Raw genomic sequence first — 16,057 nt, 5'->3', positions numbered from 1 at the left:
CGAGTGCTCCTGGATCTATGTCTGGGTGCGTGCTTTAAACCGTCGGCACGGGGCCGCTGGCGCTGGCCGGTGGATCCGGCAACCAGGTCAGATCGTTGAAGCCGCGGAAGACGTAGCCGGCATCGCCTTCGGCGCCGCCGTAGCCGAAGTACGCGTAGGCCATGTCGTTGCTGTAGAGCGACACGACCGCGGTGGAGCGGACCTTCTCGAAGAACGGCGTGCCGGCGATGGCCTTCACTGCTTCGAGTTGTGCATCGGGCGACTTGGCCAGCCACTCCGCCCTGTCCAGTTCGGCCACGCCGTCGACGAGCAGCTTTTTCACCGCGGGGTCCTTGGCCGCGGCGGCGTCCAGATCCTTGACCACCAGTGCATAGACCGCGTCTTCCATGTCCTTGTGCGGGTACAGGTGTCGGCTGAGGCGCAGCAGCGTCCTGGCCTGGTGGTCGTCCAGGGTCTGCATTGGCACGGCCCAGCTTTTCGTGGGTGAAAGCAGCGCGATTGGCCCGGCCGCGAAAAGCAGCGTGCCGGCCAGCATGCCGCCGCTGTTGCGCAGGAAACGGCGACGTGTGAGTTGGATCACGGACATCTTTCAACCCCTCCCGAGGTGTGTTCCATCGCGGCCCACCGTTGGTGTGGCCACGTCACGAAGGGCGGAAGGCTGTGGCGTTCCGCAGTGCAGGCCAAGCTAATCCGCGCGCCGTGTTCCCGGGTAACAGTGACGTACTACAGCGACTTAGGTCGCATACGCCGACTTTGCGCGGCAGTGCTAAGGTTCGGCCACGGCGGCGCGGCCTGCTGCGCTGCACGCATCGTGAGCACAGCTAACGATCACGCCAGGAGTTTTCGATGTGTCATGTCTATGCGTCGACGGAACCGTCGCGCTATGAAAGCACCACCCGTTCGGTCCGCCTGCAGGGCTATGTCACCAGCGTGCGGTTGGAAAACGAGTTCTGGGGCATCCTCGATGTCCTGGCCGCGGACCAGTCCATGACCACCGCGCGCTTCATCAGCAAGCTCTACGACGAGGTCACCGCCGACAAGGGCGACGTGCCGAACCTGGCCTCGATGCTGCGCGTAGCCTGTGCGGTCTACCTGCACGGCCAGGCCGAACTGGCCAAGACCCCCGAACCGGTGCGCGCCCGCGCCTGATCGACCCGGCGCCGCCCGCGCCACGGGCTTGCGCAGGCGGTGGGGTTCAGAACGTGGCGCCCTGCGGCACCGCGCGCAGCGCGGCGATGGCATCGGACAGCGCATCGACTTCCGGGTCGCTGAAACCGCCACGCACTTCGGATTCCACCGCAAACAGCCCGTGTTCGAGCAGCCGCGAGATGGTTTCGTCGACGCTCCAGCGACGTGCCGTGGACACCCGCTGGATGCGGTCGATCAGGATCGCGTCAAGATCACGGATGAGCAGGTCGGTCATGAGTGTCGGCAACGCCAGTCCCAGGTTCGGGCTCCTTGATACGACGCCACAGCGACGCAAGCAAGCCCACGCGGCCATGACGGGCGGCCCCCCTTGTTCATATTGTCGATGACGATGCCTTGCGTCGTTCGCGCCAGATCAGCCAAAGCACCAAAGGCAGTGCAAGTCCACCGATGGCAGCGGTATAGATGAAGAACGCTGGATATCCCCACGCATCGACGATCTTGCCCCACTGGCTGGCGATCGACTTGGCGGGCAGGCTCCACAGCGTGCCGAACAGCGCGTACTGGGTTGCGGTGTAGTTGGCGCTGGTCAGCGATGACATGAAGGCGATGAACGCCGTTCCGGCGATGCCATTGGCCACGTTATCGGCACTGACGGCCGTGGCCAGCCAGGCAATCCCTGGATGGATACTGGCAATGTGGGCGTAGACCAGGTTGGCACAGCTCAGTAGAACCAGCCCGATCAGCAATGTGCGCGGCACACCGTAGCGCCGGATGAGGACACCGGCCAGAAACGCCCCGACAATCGTCATCAGGATGCCGTAGACCTTGGACACCAGCGCGATCTGTTCCAGCGTGAAACCAATATCCAGATAGAACGTATTGGCCGCCACGCCCATCGTCGTGTAATTGAGCCTGTAGGTCACCACCAGCGCCAGGATGGGCAGCGCGGTCTTCCAGCCCATTCGGGTGAAAAAGTCCACGAACGGGCAGACCACCGCACCGATGCACCAGGACAGCAGAATCCGCAGCGGCCTGGGCCAGCCCGCTGCCCAGCGCTCGAAACGATCGACCAGAGGTTCGGGCGGGCGCACCGCCGCGGCCTTGCCCACGTCTGGCTCGGCGATCACCAGGGTGGTCACCAGGCCAACCAGCGCGCATGCCGCCATGACCGCGTACGAGGCTTTCCAGCCCAGCTCGGCGGCCAGCGTCAATGCGCCAGCGCCGGTGCAGATCAATGCCAGCTGGTATCCGGTCTGGTACGCCGCTGCCATCGCACCTTGCGTGTCGGTCTGCGCCGCCTCGATCCGGTATGCGTCGACCGCGATGTCCTGGGTAGCCGATGCGAATGCGGTGAAGACCGCGAGCCATGCGACCTGCTGCGCGTCCACGCCGGGATCGGCGAAGGCCATGGCCAGCAGTCCAATGACGATGCACACCTGGGCCAGAAGCATCCAGCTGCGCCGGCGCCCCAGCCGTGCCAGCCCGGGCAGCGGCAGGCGATCCACGACCGGCGACCAGAAATACTTTAGGGAATAGGCCAGTCCCACCAGGCTGAAGTAGCCAATGGTGGTGCGATCGATCCCGGCCTGGCGCAGGCGCGCCGAGAGCGTGGTCAACACCAGCGCAAAAGGCAGCCCCGAGGAAAACCCGAGGAACAGCATCGCCCGCACCCGAGGGTTGGCATAGACGTCGAACGACTGCCACCACTGCCTGAGCGCGGTGATCATCCGGCGTAATCCACGACAAACGGCGCGTGGTCGGAGAAGCGCACATCGCGGTAGATCGAGCACGCCTGCAGGCGCTCGCGCAGGCCCGGCGTCACAAACTGGTAGTCGATCCGCCAGCCCACGTTGTTGGCGCGGGCCGCGCCGCGGTTGCTCCACCAGGTGTAGTCCTGGCCTTCGGGATGCAGCGCGCGATACGCATCGACCCAGCCACGGCCGCTGGCGGCGTCCGCTTCATCGGCCAGGTCGGCGCACAGGCCGTTGAGCCAGTCGCGCTCGGGCGGCAGGCAGCCGGAGTTCTTCTGGTTGGACTTCCAGTTCTTGATGTCCAGGGCCGAGCGCACGATGTTCCAGTCGCCGCACAGCACGTAGTCGCGGCCGCTGGCCAGCCACTGTTCCAGGATCGGCCTGAGCCAGGCCATCACCTCGAACTTGTAGCCCTGGCGCAGTTCGCCCGACGAACCGGACGGGATGTAGAACGACACCACGCTCAGGTTGCCGAAGCGCGCCTCGATGTAGCGGCCTTCCTCGTCGAACTCCGGCCAGCCCAGGCCGGTGCGGATCTCGTCCGGCTCGACCTTGCTGTAGATGGCCACGCCCGAATAGCCCTTCTTGGTGCTGGCATCGCGGAAATACGCCTTGTAGCCGGCCGGCAGGAATTCGGGGCCGGCCAGCTGGTGCTCCTGGGCCTTGGTCTCCTGCACGCACAGCACGTCGACGTCCTGGGTGGTGAACCAGTCGAAAAATCCCTTGGAGGCGGCCGAACGCAGGCCATTGGCGTTGAAACTGATGATGCGCATGTGCTGTGGGCGGATCTGAAGCGGAGCAGCGCCCAGCATAACGCCCGGGCCTGCCCCCGCCTCCTGCTACCCTTCTCCATCCCCACCGCCAACAGCCTCCGCCATGTCCGACTACCGCGCACGTTTCCTGCAGCTGGCCCTGCACGCCAATGCACTGCGCTTTGGTGAATTCACGCTCAAGTCCGGGCGCCTGAGCCCCTATTTCTTCAACGCCGGGCGCTTTGACAGCGGCGCGGCGATGGCCGACCTGGCCAGTTGCTACGCCGATGCCATCGAGGCGTCGGGCGTGCAGTTCGACCTGCTGTTCGGCCCGGCCTACAAGGGCATTCCGCTGGCAACGGCCCTGGGCATCGAGTTCGCCCGCCGTGGCCGCGACCTGCCGCTAGCCTTCAACCGCAAGGAAGCCAAGGACCACGGCGAAGGCGGCACCCTGATCGGCGCGCCGCTGGACGGCCGCCGGGTGTTGATCGTCGATGACGTGATCACCGCCGGCACTGCCATCCGCGAGGCGCTGGGCATGATCACCGCCGCCGGCGGCCGCCCGACCGGGATCGTGGTCGCCCTGGACCGCCAGGAAGTGCTGGGCGAAGGTGCCGAGCGCCGTTCCGCCGCCCAGCGCGTGGCCGAGGAAACCGGCGTGCCCGTGACCGCGGTGGCGACCCTGCATGACCTGCTTGCATTCGCCGGGGAAAACGCCGAACTTGTCGGCCACCGCGAGCAGTTGCTGGCCTACCGGGCCCGCTACGGCAGCGCGGTGAAGTAACTGACAGCAGGGGGCTGTCCATGGCCGCATCGACATTCAAATGGCTGCTCGTCCCGCTTGCCGCCGCGGCCCTGACCGCGACGGCGGCCACGCAGGATGCGCCGAAAGCCAAGAAGCTCTACTGCTGGAATGACCCCAAGAGCGGGCGCACCTGCAGCGATGCGCTGCCGCCCGAGCAGGTCAACAACGCCCGCGACGAATTCAGCGTCAACAGCGGCGCCCGCGTCGGTGCGGTCAACGCCGCCATGACCGCCGAAGAACGTGCCGATGCCGCCGCCGCCCAGGCCCAGGCCCGCGCAGACCAGGCTGCCATCGAGACCCGCAAGCGCACCGAGCAGGCGATGCTGCTGTCCTATGCCAGCGAAGGCGACCTCAAGCGCGTGTTTACCGAACGCACCACCCTCGTGGACAACAGCGTCGACACCGCCCGGTACAACGTGACCAGCATGCGCGATGCGCTGGTCACCAAGCTGCAGATGGCCGGCGATGCGGAGCTGGCCGGCCGCCCGGTGGCCGCCAAACTGGCCGACGAGATCCGCCAACGCCACAGCGAGCTGGTCCGCCAGCAGAGCCTGCTGCTCAGCTTCCAGCAGCAGCGCACGCAGCTGGACGGTGAAGTGGAAGACACCCTGCAGCGCTACCGCGCGATGAAGACCGCCGCCCAGCCCGGCGGCTAGGCCCTTCCTTCGGCTGGACCCTTCCTTGCAGAGCGGCGCTTGTGACAATCCCATCCTGGGAACTTCGCTGCGCTTCGGTCGGATCGTCGCGAAAGCCCCAGCCGAGCAAGCTCGGCTCTACCGTTGTCGCCAGGCCGCATGTTCCCGCGCCAGGGCTCCCACGCAGGCTTAGAAGGTGATCTTCAGCTCCGACGCCACGGCCTGGAGCTGGTCGCGGAACGCATCGCGTATGCGGTCCAACGCAACCTGGTCGTCGGCTTCAAAACGCAGCACCAGCACCGGGGTGGTGTTGGAGGCACGCAGCAAGCCCCAGCCATCGTCCCAGTCGGCGCGCAGGCCATCGATGGTCGACAGGCGGGCGCCATCGAAGCGCGCGGCCTCGACGAACCGCTGTGCGATCGCATGGGCCTGGTCGTCGGGCACATCGACCTTGATCTCCGGCGTGGACACGCCGTCGGGCAGTGCATCGAGGGTTTCGCTGGACGTTTCGTCGCGGGCGGCCAGGATTTCCAGCAGGCGCGCGGCGGCATACAGGCCATCGTCGAACCCGTACCAGCGTTCCTGGAAGAAGAAATGGCCGCTCATCTCGCCGGCCAGTTCGGCGCCGGTCTCGCGCATCTTGCCCTTGATCAGCGAATGGCCGGTCTGCCACATCAGCGGCGTGCCGCCGTTGCGCAGCGTCCAGCCCTGCAGCTTGCCGGTGCACTTGACGTCGTAGATCACCATCGCGCCGGGGTTGCGTTCCAGCACGTCGGCGGCGAACAACATCAGCAGGCGGTCGGGGAAGATGACCTTGCCTTCCTTGGTGACCACGCCCAGCCGGTCGCCGTCGCCGTCGAAGGCCAGGCCGATATCGGCATCGAAACGCTTGACCGTCTGCTCCAGGTCCTTGAGGTTGCCCGGCTCGCTGGGGTCGGGATGGTGGTTGGGGAAGGTGCCATCGATGTCGCAGTACAGCGGGATGACTTCGGCGCCGATGGCTTCCAGCAGCTGCGGCGCGATCTCGCCGGCCACGCCGTTGCCGGCATCCACGACCACCTTGAGCGGGCGCGCCAGCTGCACGTCGCCGGCGATGCGCTGGATGTAATCCTCGGCGATCTCGCGGGTCTGCAGGCTGCCGCGCTCGGCGCCGAGCAGGCGCGATTCGCTGATGCGGGTGTACAGGTCGGTGATGCTGGCGCCGGACAGCGTCTCGCCGCCGATGACGATCTTGAAGCCGTTGTAATCCGGCGGGTTGTGACTGCCGGTCACCGCCACGCAGGTGCCGGTGCGCAGGTGGAACGCGGCGAAGTACGCCACCGGCGTGGGCACCATGCCGATGTCGATGACGTCGCGGCCGGCCCTGCGCAGGCCTTCGATCAGGCCGGACGACATTTCCGGGCCGGACAGTCGGCCATCGCGGGCGACCACCACTTCGGTCAGGCCCTGCTCGGCCATCACCGAACCGATGGCCTGTCCGATCAGCTCGGCCGCCGGCACGCTCAGCGTTTTGCCGACCACGCCGCGGATGTCGTAGGCGCGGAAGATGCCCGAATCAACCGCGCCGCCACGGGCAACCCTGGCCGCGTCGGCGCGCACGGTGGCATCCCCTTCGGCCGGAACCGCAGGCGGTGTCGCCGCGGCCGGCGCCGCGCGCAATGCCTGGCCCAGGGTCAACCCCTCATCAACGACTTCGCCGCGCGCCTTGCTCGGCAGGGACGGCATCTTCAGGCGCCCCATCGACAGCAGGGCGACCAGGCATGCCAGCACGGCCAGCAGCGCGGACACGACCATGCAGGGCAATGCGCCCAGGCCGATCGGGCCTTCGGTGCCATCGGCCACGCCCGCCACCACGCGCAGGCCGGTTTCGCCTACCGGACGCGACAAGGCGTCGGCGCTGCCGGACAGCGCGGTTTCACCAACTTCGCGCAACGTGAAACCGCCCTGACGCAGCGCCAGGTAAGTGCCAGGGATCGCGGCCTGGTCCATCGGCGCCGTCAGCAGGTTCACCGGCAGGCGCACGAACAGCAGGCGCGACTGCACTGGCACGGCCATGCCGAGCCCGGAATCCTTGCCATCGCGCACCGAGCGCACCACGGCCTTGTTGGCCAGCTGCGCGGCCTCCAGCAGGGCCAGCTTGCTGTAGCCGAACGCGGCCGCACCGGCATAGGCCTGCGACAGGTCCATTGGCAGCAGATCGACGTTTTCGACCTCGGGCCAGCCGGTCTTGACCGCAGCGCCAACCGCAGCGGTGTCATCGGCGGCGACCGCGGCCTGCATGGCCGGTTCGGCCACGCGCTTGTCGAGCTTGGTGACCTGAGCCTGGATGTTCCGCGACAAGCCAGCCACGGCGGCGTCGCGCGCCTGGATCAGCGCGTCACGACGCGCACCCTCGCGGTACTGCCCCCATCCATTCCAGCCGAACCACCCTGCCAGGATCACCAGCAGCAGGGCCAGCAACAGGATCTTCTGCCCGGAATCCTGTCTGCCTTTCCCCAGTTTCAATCCAGCCATGCGCGGTCCTGCCCCCTGTCAGCGGACGCCCGTGTGGCCGAAGCCCCCCTTGCCACGTGCGCTTTCCACAAAAGTATCCACGATCTTCAACTGAACGCGTGCGATGGGCAACACCACCAGTTGCGCGACCCGGTCCCCGGCCTGGATGACGAAGGCCTCGTTGCTGCGATTCCACAGGCTGATCAGCAGCGGCCCCTGGTAATCGGCATCGATCAGGCCGGTGCCGTTGCCCAGCACGATGCCGTGGCGATGGCCCAGGCCCGAACGTGGCAGCACCACAGCGCACAGGTTCGGGTCGGCGACGTGGATGGAAATCCCGCTGGGCACCAGCGCCGATTCGCCCGCGCCCAGGGTCAACGGCGCTTCCAGCGCGGCACGCAGGTCCAGGCCGGCCGACGCCTCGGTGGCATAGGCCGGCAGCGGCCAGCTGTCGCCGAAGCGCGGATCCAGCAGTTTCACTTCCAATGGCAGGCTCATGCGCTCAGGCGCTCCCCGATCAGTTCGATCAGCGCATCGGCCAGTTCGGTCTTGGGCGCGGAGGGAAACTCGCGCTGCCCGTCTTTCCAGAACGCGGTCATCGCGTTGCTGTCGCTTTCGAAACCACCGTCGGGGATGCCCACGCGGTTGGCCACGATCATGTCCAGGCGCTTGGCGATGAGTTTGCCGCGCGCGTACTCGGCCACGTTCTCGGTTTCGGCGGCAAAGCCGACCACCAGCTTGAGCGGCTGCTCGGAGATGGCGACCTCGGCCAGGATGTCCGGCGTGCGGATCAGGTCCAGGGCCAGCGATTCGCTGGATTTCTTGATCTTGTTGGCCGCCGGCATCCGCGGCGTGTAATCGGCCACGGCGGCCGCACCGATATAGATGTCGGCCGGGAACGCATTGAACACCGCCGCGCGCATCTGCGCGGCCGAGCGCACGTCCACGCGGGTCACGCCCGCAGGCGTCTTGATGCTGACCGGCCCGGCGACCAGGGTCACGGTGGCGCCGCGGCGCGCAGCGGCCTGGGCCACGGCAAAGCCCATCTTGCCGCTGCTGCGGTTGCCCAGGTAGCGCACCGGGTCCAGGTCTTCATAGGTCGGGCCGGCGCTGACCACGACATGCAGGCCTTTCAGCGGCCCTTCGATCACCGGCAGGGCCGCCTGCACGTTGTCGGCCAGTGCGGCGACGATGGCATCGGGTTCGGACAGGCGGCCCGGGCCGGACTCGCCTTCGGCCAGCGGGCCGTCTTCCGGCCCGATCACCTGCACGCCGCGGGCGCGCAGCGTGGCCAAGTTGGCCTGGGTGGCGGCGTGCTTCCACATGATGTGGTTCATCGCCGGGCACACCGTGATCGGCGCGGTGGTCGCCAGCGCCAGCGTGGTCACCAGGTCATCGGCCAGGCCGTGCGCCAGGTGCGCCAGCAGGTCGGCCGTGGCCGGGGCGATGACCACGCGGTCGGCCCAGCGGGCCAGCTCGATGTGGCCCATCGAGGCCTCGGCCGCGCTGTCCCACAACGTGGTCCGGGTGGGCTGGCCCGACAGCGCCTGGAAGCTCAACGGGGTGACGAACTGCTGCGCGCCGGCGGTCATGGCGACCTGCACGCGCGCACCGGCGTCGCGCAGGCGCCGCACCAGTTCCAGTGACTTGTAGGCGGCAATGCCACCCCCAACGCATAAGAGGATGCGCTGTCCTTCCAGGGCCTGGGCCACGTCAGAAAATTCCGATCCAAAAACAGGACAACAGCTTACCCGAAGGGTCGGAGCCGCCTGATATCCCACGAGCATAAGCAGCGGAATACTGACCATGAAGCAGGGGAACTGCGCTTTCCGGTGCGTTCATCGGCCAGCCTGCGCGCCTTGTCGGTCCAGCGATGGCGCCCCCGCTTCGTCCTTTTCCCCTGGCATCCACCGACATGCATATCCGCGACTGGCCCGCCGACGAACGCCCCCGCGAGAAGCTGCTCGCCCGCGGCGCCAGCGCGTTGTCCGATGCCGAACTGCTGGCGATCTTCCTCGGCTCGGGCCTGCCTGGCCGCGACGCGGTGCAGACCGCGCGCGAACTGCTCGGTGCGCACGGCCCATTGCGTGGTCTGCTCGACCGCACGCCCAAGGCGATGGCGCAGCTGCCCGGATTGGGCCCGGCGCGCGCCTGCCAGCTGGCCGCGGCGCTGGAACTGGGCCAGCGCCACCTGGCGGCCGGCCTGGAACGCGGCGAAGCCATGACCGACCCGCATGCGGCGGGCCGCTACTTCGCCTTGAAGCTGCGGGCGCAGCCGCGCGAGGTGTTCGCCGCGTTGTTCCTGGACACCCGGCACCGGGCGCTGGCGTACGAGGAATTGTTCTCCGGCAGCGTGGACGCCTCGGAAGTCCATCCGCGCGAAGTGGTCCGCCGCGCCTTGGCCCACAACGCGGCGGCGCTGATCGTCGCGCACAACCATCCATCCGGGAATCCCGAGCCTTCGGCCGCCGACCGCACCGTCACCGCCCAGCTGAAGCAGGCCCTGGCGCTGGTCGACGTGCGCCTGCTGGACCATTTCGTGATCGGCGACGGGCCGCCGGTGTCGCTGGCGGCGCGCGGCTGGATCTGAGCCGGCCGCCGCGCCGCGTTCAGTCCGGGCCGGGCGCCGCGCACGGTCTGCGCTAAAATGCCCGGTCCCGCGTTTGCCGCAGTGACTCCCCACGTGAAATCCGAACTCCGCGCCCTCATCGCCCAGGGCATCGACGCCCTGCGTCAGGCCGGCACCCTGCCCGCCGAGACCGCCACGCCGGAATTCACCGTCGAACGCCCCAAGACGCGCGACCACGGCGACTTCGCCACCAACGCCGCGATGCTGCTGGCCAAGCCGGCGCGCAGCAATCCGCGCGCCCTGGCCCAGGCGCTGGTCGACGCGCTGCCGGCCAGTGCCGACATCGCCAGGATCGAGATCGCCGGCCCGGGCTTCATCAACTTCCACCTCGCCAACGCCGCCTACCAGCGCGAAGCCGTCGCCGCGCTCACCCTCGGCGCCGACTATGGCCGCAACACCTCCGGCGCCGGCAAGACCGTCGGCGTGGAATACGTGTCGGCCAATCCGACCGGCCCGCTGCATGTCGGCCATGGCCGCGCGGCGGTGATCGGCGACTGCCTGGGCCGGGTGCTGGCCGCCAACGGCTGGAACACCCAGCGCGAGTTCTATTACAACGATGCCGGCGTGCAGATCGAAAACCTGGCGCGCTCGACCTTCGCGCGCCTGCACGGCCTGAAGCCGGGCGACGCGCAGTGGCCGGAGACCGCCTATAACGGCGACTACATCCAGGACGTGGCCGACGCCTACCTGCGCGGCGACAGCGTGGAGATCGAAGGCCATACCGTCACCGCCGCCAAGGACATCGAGGACCTGGACGCGATCCGCCGGTTCTCCGTGGCCTACCTGCGCCGCGAGCAGAACGGCGACCTGGCCGCGTTCGGCGTGGGCTTCGACGTCTATTTCCTGGAAAGCTCGCTGTACAACGACGGCAAGGTCGAAGAGGCCGTGAGCACCCTGGTCAAGTCCGGCCACACCTACGAGGAAGGTGGCGCGCTGTGGCTCAAGTCGACCGATTACGGTGACGACAAGGACCGGGTGATGCGCAAGTCCGACGGCACCTACACCTACTTCGTGCCGGACGTGGCCTACCACCTGTCCAAGTGGCAGCGCGGTTATACCCGCGCCATCACCGAGCTGGGCGCCGACCACCACGGCTCGCTGGCGCGCGTGCGCGCCGGCCTGCAAGCGCTGGACGTGGGCATTCCGCAGGGCTGGCCCGAATACGTGCTGCACCAGATGGTCACGGTGATGCGCGGCGGCGAGGAAGTGAAGCTCTCCAAGCGCGCCGGCAGCTACCTGACCCTGCGCGACCTGATCGAGGAAGCCGGCGCCGATGCCACGCGCTGGTTCCTGATCGCGCGCAAGCCCGATTCGCAGCTGACCTTCGACATCGACCTGGCCCGCGAGCAGAGCAAGGACAACCCGGTCTTCTACGTGCAGTACGCCCACGCCCGCGTGTGCAGCCTGCTGCGCCGGGTCACCGAGAAGGGCTTTGTCGCTTACGACCAGGCTGCCGGCATCGCCGCGCTGTCCACCCTGGACGACGACGCATCACTCAACCTGATGGTCGAGCTGTCGCGGTATCCGGAAGTGGTCGAGGCCGCAGGCATCGCGCTGGAGCCGCATGCCATCGCGCAATACCTGCGCGAACTGGCCTATGCTTTCCAGACGTGGTACGACGGCGCGCCGATCCTGATCGACGACGCCGCAGCGCGCAATGCGCGCCTGGCGCTGGCCTGCGCGGTGCGCCAGGCCCTGGCCAACGGACTGGACCTGCTGGGTGTCTCCGCACCCGAGCGCATGTAACCAAGACTTCGAAGAGACGAACACGCAGATGGCGGCACGACGCGGTAAATCACAAGCCAGGCGCAACACCAGCAACGGCACGCCCGGCTGGGTCTGGCTGATCGCAGGGTTGGTGATTGGCGCCGCGGCGTTCTTCATCGTGCCGGACCTGATGAAGAAGGACGGCGACAACTTCCTGCGGCCCAAGCCCAACCCCGACGCGCGCCCGGCCCAGGTGACCAGCGACGACGACAGCGCGGCGACCACCACCGACACGCCCGCCGCGTCGGTGCCGGCCCCGGCAACCACGGCCAGCAAGCCACCGCCGGAGAAGCCGACCCAGTACGATTTCTACACGCTGCTGCCCGGGCGCGAAGTGCAGATGTCCGACGCCGAACTCGCCGCCAGCGCGCGCGCCGAAGACCAGCGCAAAGCCAGGGAAACCGCCGCCGCGCAGGCCAAGGCCGCCAAGGACGCGGCTGCCACGCCGGCCACCAGTCCCGACGCCGCCACCCTGGCCCGCCAGCAGCCCACGCCGCTGGATGAAATGACCAAGACGCCGTCGGCGACGCCGACCCAGACCAGCGTCGCCGCAGCAGCCGCCTCCAATGCCGTGGCCAGCGCCGCCGGCGATGTGGCCTACATCCTGCAGGCCGGCAGCTTCAGCGCCTCGGGCGATGCCGAAGCGGTCAAGGCCAAGATTGCGATGCTCGGCCTGAGCGCCCGGGTCGAATCGGGCGACTCGGCCGGCAAGACCGTCTACCGCGTGCGGATGGGCCCCTATGGCACCGCCAGCGAACTGGCCGAAGCCAAGCAGAAGCTGTCCGGCGGCGGCCTGCCTGCCATGGCGATCAAGGCCCGGTGATCCGCCCGGCGACACTGCGGCAGCGCCTGATCCTGGCGGCCGCCGTGGCGTTCGTACTTGATTTTGCGCTGGGATTAGCCGGCGCGAAGCTGTTACCCGCAAGCTGGCAGACCCTGACCCTGCACGGGAACAGCTTCATCCAGCCGGTGGCTTGCGCGGCGGTCGCGATCAGCCTGCTGCTCGGCGGCTGGATCGGTGGACGCAGGTTCCTGCCGGTTGGCGTAGTCCTGGTCCTGCTGCTGCAGTTGATCGCGCTGGCGCTACTGATCCAGATGGCCCACGGCGCGATGCCCCAGCGCCCGCTGCCCTTGATCATGCGCCAGGTGCTGGCCAGCAACGCGCTGGGCTTCGGCCTGCAGCTGCTGGCTGCCGCCATCGGCGCGCTGGTTGGCGCAGCCCTGCATCGCACGCGCGTCCTCTTTCCCGCCGCACAGGGCGTCCCATGAGCCGGGCCGCCCGCATCGCCGGTGCAACGCGTTGAACATGAACCTGCCCATGCGCCTGGCCTGCATGCCGCTTGCCTGGCTATTGGCCTGCGCGGCGCTGGCCGGATGTACCGCGAGCACCACGACCCAGATCCTGCGCGATGTCCCGCCACTGGATCGCAGTCTGGTCGCCGGGATCTCGCCCGACGATTTCACCGCGGGCCGCTTCACCGCAGCCGATGGCACCGTATTGCCATATCGGCTGTTGACGCCGGAGCGCATCGAACCTGGCCGGCGATATCCCCTGGTGGTGCAGTTCCACAACTCCAGCGGCATCGGCACCGACAATCGCGCGCAGATCGAGAAGGACGCTTCTGCCCGGGCCTGGGCGATGCCCTCGGTCCGCGCACGCCATCCAAGCTTCGTGCTGATTCCCCAGTTCTCGGCCCGCAGCGCCGATTACGACGACCCGGAACGACCGCAGGTCGCCCATGCCACGGCGCAGCTGCAGGCGTCGCTGGAACTGATCGATGCCATCGTTGCGCAGCATCCCGTCGACCCGGGACGCCTCTATGCCACCGGTTTTTCGATGGGGGGATCGACGACGTGGCTGGCCGCCGTGGCGCGCCCCCAGTTCTTCGCGGCCGTGGTGTCGGTCAGCGCCGTGGCGCCGGACCGCCGGCTCGCGGCGGACTTGGCACAGTTGCCCGCGCTTGCCTTCCATGGCGATGCCGATACCGAAAATCCGATTGCTTCGGACCGTGAATGGGCTGCGGCCCTCCATCTCGCAAACGGACGCCAGATGCGCCTGCGCGAATATGTCGGTTTGACGCATCAGCCGCCCGGCGATTTCATCCCCGGTGACTGGTGGCGCGACTGGATGTTCGCCCAGCATCGCCAGACCCACTGAACCCGCATTTCGCCCACAGGAGTCCCCCATGACCCAGACCGTCCTCATCACCGGTGCCACCTCCGGATTCGGCGCCGCCGCCGTGCGCAAGTTCGCCAGTGCCGGCTGGAAAGTCATCGCCACCGGTCGTCGCGCCGAGCGCCTGGCGCCGTTCGTCGAAGAATTCGGCGCCGACCTCGTACACACCGCGGCCTTCGACATCCGTGACGCCGGCGCGCTCGACGCCGCCATCGCCGCGCTGCCGGCCGCCTTCGCCGACATCGACGTGCTGGTCAACAACGCCGGCCTGGCGCTGGGCACCGCACCGGCGCAAAGCGCCGACCTGCTGCAGTGGCAGCAGATGATCGACACCAACATCACCGCACTGGTCACCCTGACCCACCGCCTGCTGCCCACGCTGATCGCGCGCAAGGGCGCGGTGATCAATATCAGCTCGGTGGCCGCGACCTATCCCTACACCGGTGGCAACGTCTACGGCGGCACCAAGGCCTTCGTGCGCCAGTTCTCGCTGGGCCTGCGCAGCGATCTGCATGGCACCGGCGTGCGCGTGACCAGCATCGAGCCGGGCATGGCCGAAACCGAATTCACCCTGGTCCGCACCGGCGGCGACCAGGCCGCCTCGGACAAGCTCTACGGCGGCGCCACCCCGATGACCGGCGAAGACATCGCCGAACAGATCTTCTACGTCGCCACGCTGCCGGCACACCTCAACATCAATCGCATCGAGATCATGCCGGTGACGCAATCGTTCGCCGGCTTCCAGGTCGCGCGCGGCTGACGCATCGGCGACACGCACGTCGCCGGATCACGGCGGCGTGCAGCAATCAGGCGCGCTCGGCCACCTGCGTGCCGGTCGCGCCCCGCGGCGCCAGCATGCGTCCGCGCAGCCTCAGGAACGGACGTTCCACCGTGTAGTGCAGCAGTGCCGCGACCAGCAGCGCAGCAGCCCCATACACCGCCACCTGCAAGACGCCCCAGCCGGCGATGCTTTCACCCAGGTGCACCTGCACCAGCTTGAACACCGCTTTGTGGACCAGGTAAAGGCTGTAGGAAATCCCCGCCAACCAGGCCGCACCCGGCACGTGCCACCGACCGATCACGCTACGCGTGCCAGCACCGGCGAATACCAGCAGCGCCAGCCCCGCCGACAGCACCGGCCAGCCGATCGCATTGCCCAGCAATCCGGAGCGCGCACGGAACAGCCACAGCGCCAGCGCCATCACCGCGATCCCGGCCAGCAGCACCGCGTTCGCGCGCAGCTGCAGACGCGACCACCATGCCGGCCGGAACACCTTCATCGTCGCCAGCAGCACGCCGCACAGCAGCCCATCCAGGCGGTTCCAGGTCGGGTAGTAAAGATCTTCGATGAACCAGTTGCGCTGCGGCGCACCCGCCGCTTCCGCAGCCGTGTCGTGCAGCCACACACCGGCGCGCAAGGCGATGCCGCCCAGCACCACGAACGCTGCGAGCGACAGCACTTTCCAGGCAGCGCGGCGGCGCGTCAGCCACCAGGCCAGCAGCGGGAACACCAGGTAGAAGTGCTCTTCCACGCACAGCGACCAGGCATGGGAGAACGCCGGGTTGCCGTAGTCGTTGCCCAGGTTCACGACCATCAGCACGAACTTCCATAGCGGCTCCAGGCCCGGCAACTCGCTCCACCCCGGCACCAGCACATAGATCGCAAGCACGACCCAGTACGCCGGCAGGATCCGGAACGCACGCCGCAGGTAGAAATCGCCGAAGCGCAGCCGCTCACCGCGCGACAGCGGCAGCAGCACCTGTTGGCCAATCAGGAACCCGCTCAGCACGAAGAACAGGTCCACGCCCATCCAGCCGTAGCGCGACAACCACGCCCATTCCGGCCCCAGTCCACCCACCACCCACGAATGGAAGAACATCACCCAGACGATGGCGATAG

Annotated in this window: 17 protein-coding genes; 9 read left to right on the top strand and 8 right to left on the bottom strand. The window is 67.9% G+C overall.

Annotated features, from left to right (window positions below; genetic code table 11):
* Positions 1–34: 34 nt before the first annotated feature.
* Complete coding sequence (locus O8I58_RS14460) at positions 35–586, bottom strand: hypothetical protein (protein WP_298317475.1); 552 nt, start codon at positions 584–586, stop codon at positions 35–37.
* 260 nt (positions 587–846) lie between these two features.
* Between O8I58_RS14460 and O8I58_RS14455 the strand changes: the two genes are divergently transcribed.
* On the top strand, positions 847–1,149 hold the full coding sequence (locus O8I58_RS14455) for a ribbon-helix-helix domain-containing protein (protein WP_298317472.1): 303 nt from the start codon (positions 847–849) through the stop codon (positions 1,147–1,149).
* Positions 1,150–1,195: 46 nt separating this feature from the next.
* Here the strand turns inward: O8I58_RS14455 and O8I58_RS14450 are convergent, their stop codons facing one another.
* The 3 genes from O8I58_RS14450 to O8I58_RS14440 form a co-directional block, all read right to left on the bottom strand.
* A complete protein-coding gene (locus tag O8I58_RS14450) occupies positions 1,196–1,423 on the bottom strand; it encodes a hypothetical protein (protein WP_298317469.1) in 228 nt (75 codons plus the stop codon).
* A 97-nt stretch (positions 1,424–1,520) separates the two neighbouring features.
* Positions 1,521–2,876, bottom strand: a complete 1,356-nt coding sequence (locus tag O8I58_RS14445; RefSeq protein ID WP_298317465.1) for an AmpG family muropeptide MFS transporter — start codon at positions 2,874–2,876, stop codon at positions 1,521–1,523.
* Positions 2,873–3,673: an exodeoxyribonuclease III gene (locus tag O8I58_RS14440; RefSeq protein WP_298317462.1), complete on the bottom strand. Its 801-nt coding sequence runs from the start codon at positions 3,671–3,673 to the stop codon at positions 2,873–2,875. Before O8I58_RS14440 ends, O8I58_RS14445 begins: the two co-directional genes overlap by 4 nt.
* A gap of 103 nt (positions 3,674–3,776) precedes the next feature.
* Between O8I58_RS14440 and pyrE the strand changes: the two genes are divergently transcribed.
* Positions 3,777–4,436 (top strand): orotate phosphoribosyltransferase, encoded by a 660-nt coding sequence (pyrE, locus tag O8I58_RS14435; protein WP_298317460.1) that lies wholly within the window; start codon positions 3,777–3,779, stop codon positions 4,434–4,436.
* A gap of 20 nt (positions 4,437–4,456) precedes the next feature.
* The gene (locus O8I58_RS14430) at positions 4,457–5,113 is read left to right on the top strand and encodes a hypothetical protein (RefSeq protein ID WP_298317457.1); all 657 of its coding nucleotides are present in this window, start codon (positions 4,457–4,459) and stop codon (positions 5,111–5,113) included.
* Positions 5,114–5,281: 168 nt separating this feature from the next.
* Here O8I58_RS14430 and O8I58_RS14425 read toward each other — a convergent pair whose 3' ends face one another.
* From O8I58_RS14425 to coaBC, 3 genes are read right to left on the bottom strand one after another with little or no spacing between them, the layout of a single operon-like run.
* Positions 5,282–7,606 (bottom strand): phosphomannomutase/phosphoglucomutase, encoded by a 2,325-nt coding sequence (locus O8I58_RS14425; RefSeq protein ID WP_298317454.1) that lies wholly within the window; start codon positions 7,604–7,606, stop codon positions 5,282–5,284.
* 18 nt (positions 7,607–7,624) lie between these two features.
* On the bottom strand, positions 7,625–8,083 hold the full coding sequence (gene dut / locus O8I58_RS14420; protein ID WP_298317451.1) for a dUTP diphosphatase: 459 nt from the start codon (positions 8,081–8,083) through the stop codon (positions 7,625–7,627).
* A complete protein-coding gene (gene coaBC / locus O8I58_RS14415) occupies positions 8,080–9,297 on the bottom strand; it encodes a bifunctional phosphopantothenoylcysteine decarboxylase/phosphopantothenate--cysteine ligase CoaBC (protein WP_298317448.1) in 1,218 nt (405 codons plus the stop codon). Before coaBC ends, dut begins: the two co-directional genes overlap by 4 nt.
* A gap of 203 nt (positions 9,298–9,500) precedes the next feature.
* Here coaBC and radC point away from each other — a divergent pair, with 203 nt between their 5' ends.
* The 6 genes from radC (at position 9,501) to O8I58_RS14385 (ending at position 14,917) form a co-directional block, all read left to right on the top strand.
* On the top strand, positions 9,501–10,175 hold the full coding sequence (radC, locus tag O8I58_RS14410) for a RadC family protein (protein WP_298317442.1): 675 nt from the start codon (positions 9,501–9,503) through the stop codon (positions 10,173–10,175).
* A 93-nt stretch (positions 10,176–10,268) separates the two neighbouring features.
* Complete coding sequence (gene argS, locus O8I58_RS14405) at positions 10,269–11,960, top strand: arginine--tRNA ligase (RefSeq protein WP_298317438.1); 1,692 nt, start codon at positions 10,269–10,271, stop codon at positions 11,958–11,960.
* A gap of 28 nt (positions 11,961–11,988) precedes the next feature.
* Positions 11,989–12,804, top strand: a complete 816-nt coding sequence (locus tag O8I58_RS14400; protein WP_298317435.1) for an SPOR domain-containing protein — start codon at positions 11,989–11,991, stop codon at positions 12,802–12,804.
* A 44-nt stretch (positions 12,805–12,848) separates the two neighbouring features.
* A complete protein-coding gene (locus O8I58_RS14395; protein WP_298317432.1) occupies positions 12,849–13,250 on the top strand; it encodes a hypothetical protein in 402 nt (133 codons plus the stop codon).
* Positions 13,251–13,287: 37 nt separating this feature from the next.
* Positions 13,288–14,139 (top strand): carboxylesterase family protein, encoded by an 852-nt coding sequence (locus O8I58_RS14390; RefSeq protein ID WP_298317429.1) that lies wholly within the window; start codon positions 13,288–13,290, stop codon positions 14,137–14,139.
* A 28-nt stretch (positions 14,140–14,167) separates the two neighbouring features.
* Positions 14,168–14,917: an SDR family NAD(P)-dependent oxidoreductase gene (locus O8I58_RS14385; protein WP_298317425.1), complete on the top strand. Its 750-nt coding sequence runs from the start codon at positions 14,168–14,170 to the stop codon at positions 14,915–14,917.
* A 46-nt stretch (positions 14,918–14,963) separates the two neighbouring features.
* Here O8I58_RS14385 and O8I58_RS14380 read toward each other — a convergent pair whose 3' ends face one another.
* Positions 14,964–16,037 (bottom strand): acyltransferase family protein, encoded by a 1,074-nt coding sequence (locus O8I58_RS14380; RefSeq protein ID WP_298323012.1) that lies wholly within the window; start codon positions 16,035–16,037, stop codon positions 14,964–14,966.
* Positions 16,038–16,057 lie beyond the last annotated feature (20 nt).

It is taken from the genome of Pseudoxanthomonas sp. (genome assembly GCF_027498035.1).
Classification (GTDB): Bacteria; Pseudomonadota; Gammaproteobacteria; order Xanthomonadales; family Xanthomonadaceae; genus Pseudoxanthomonas_A.
Note: the sequence above shows the minus strand (reverse complement) of the source record. Positions and strands in the feature narration are given on the sequence as shown.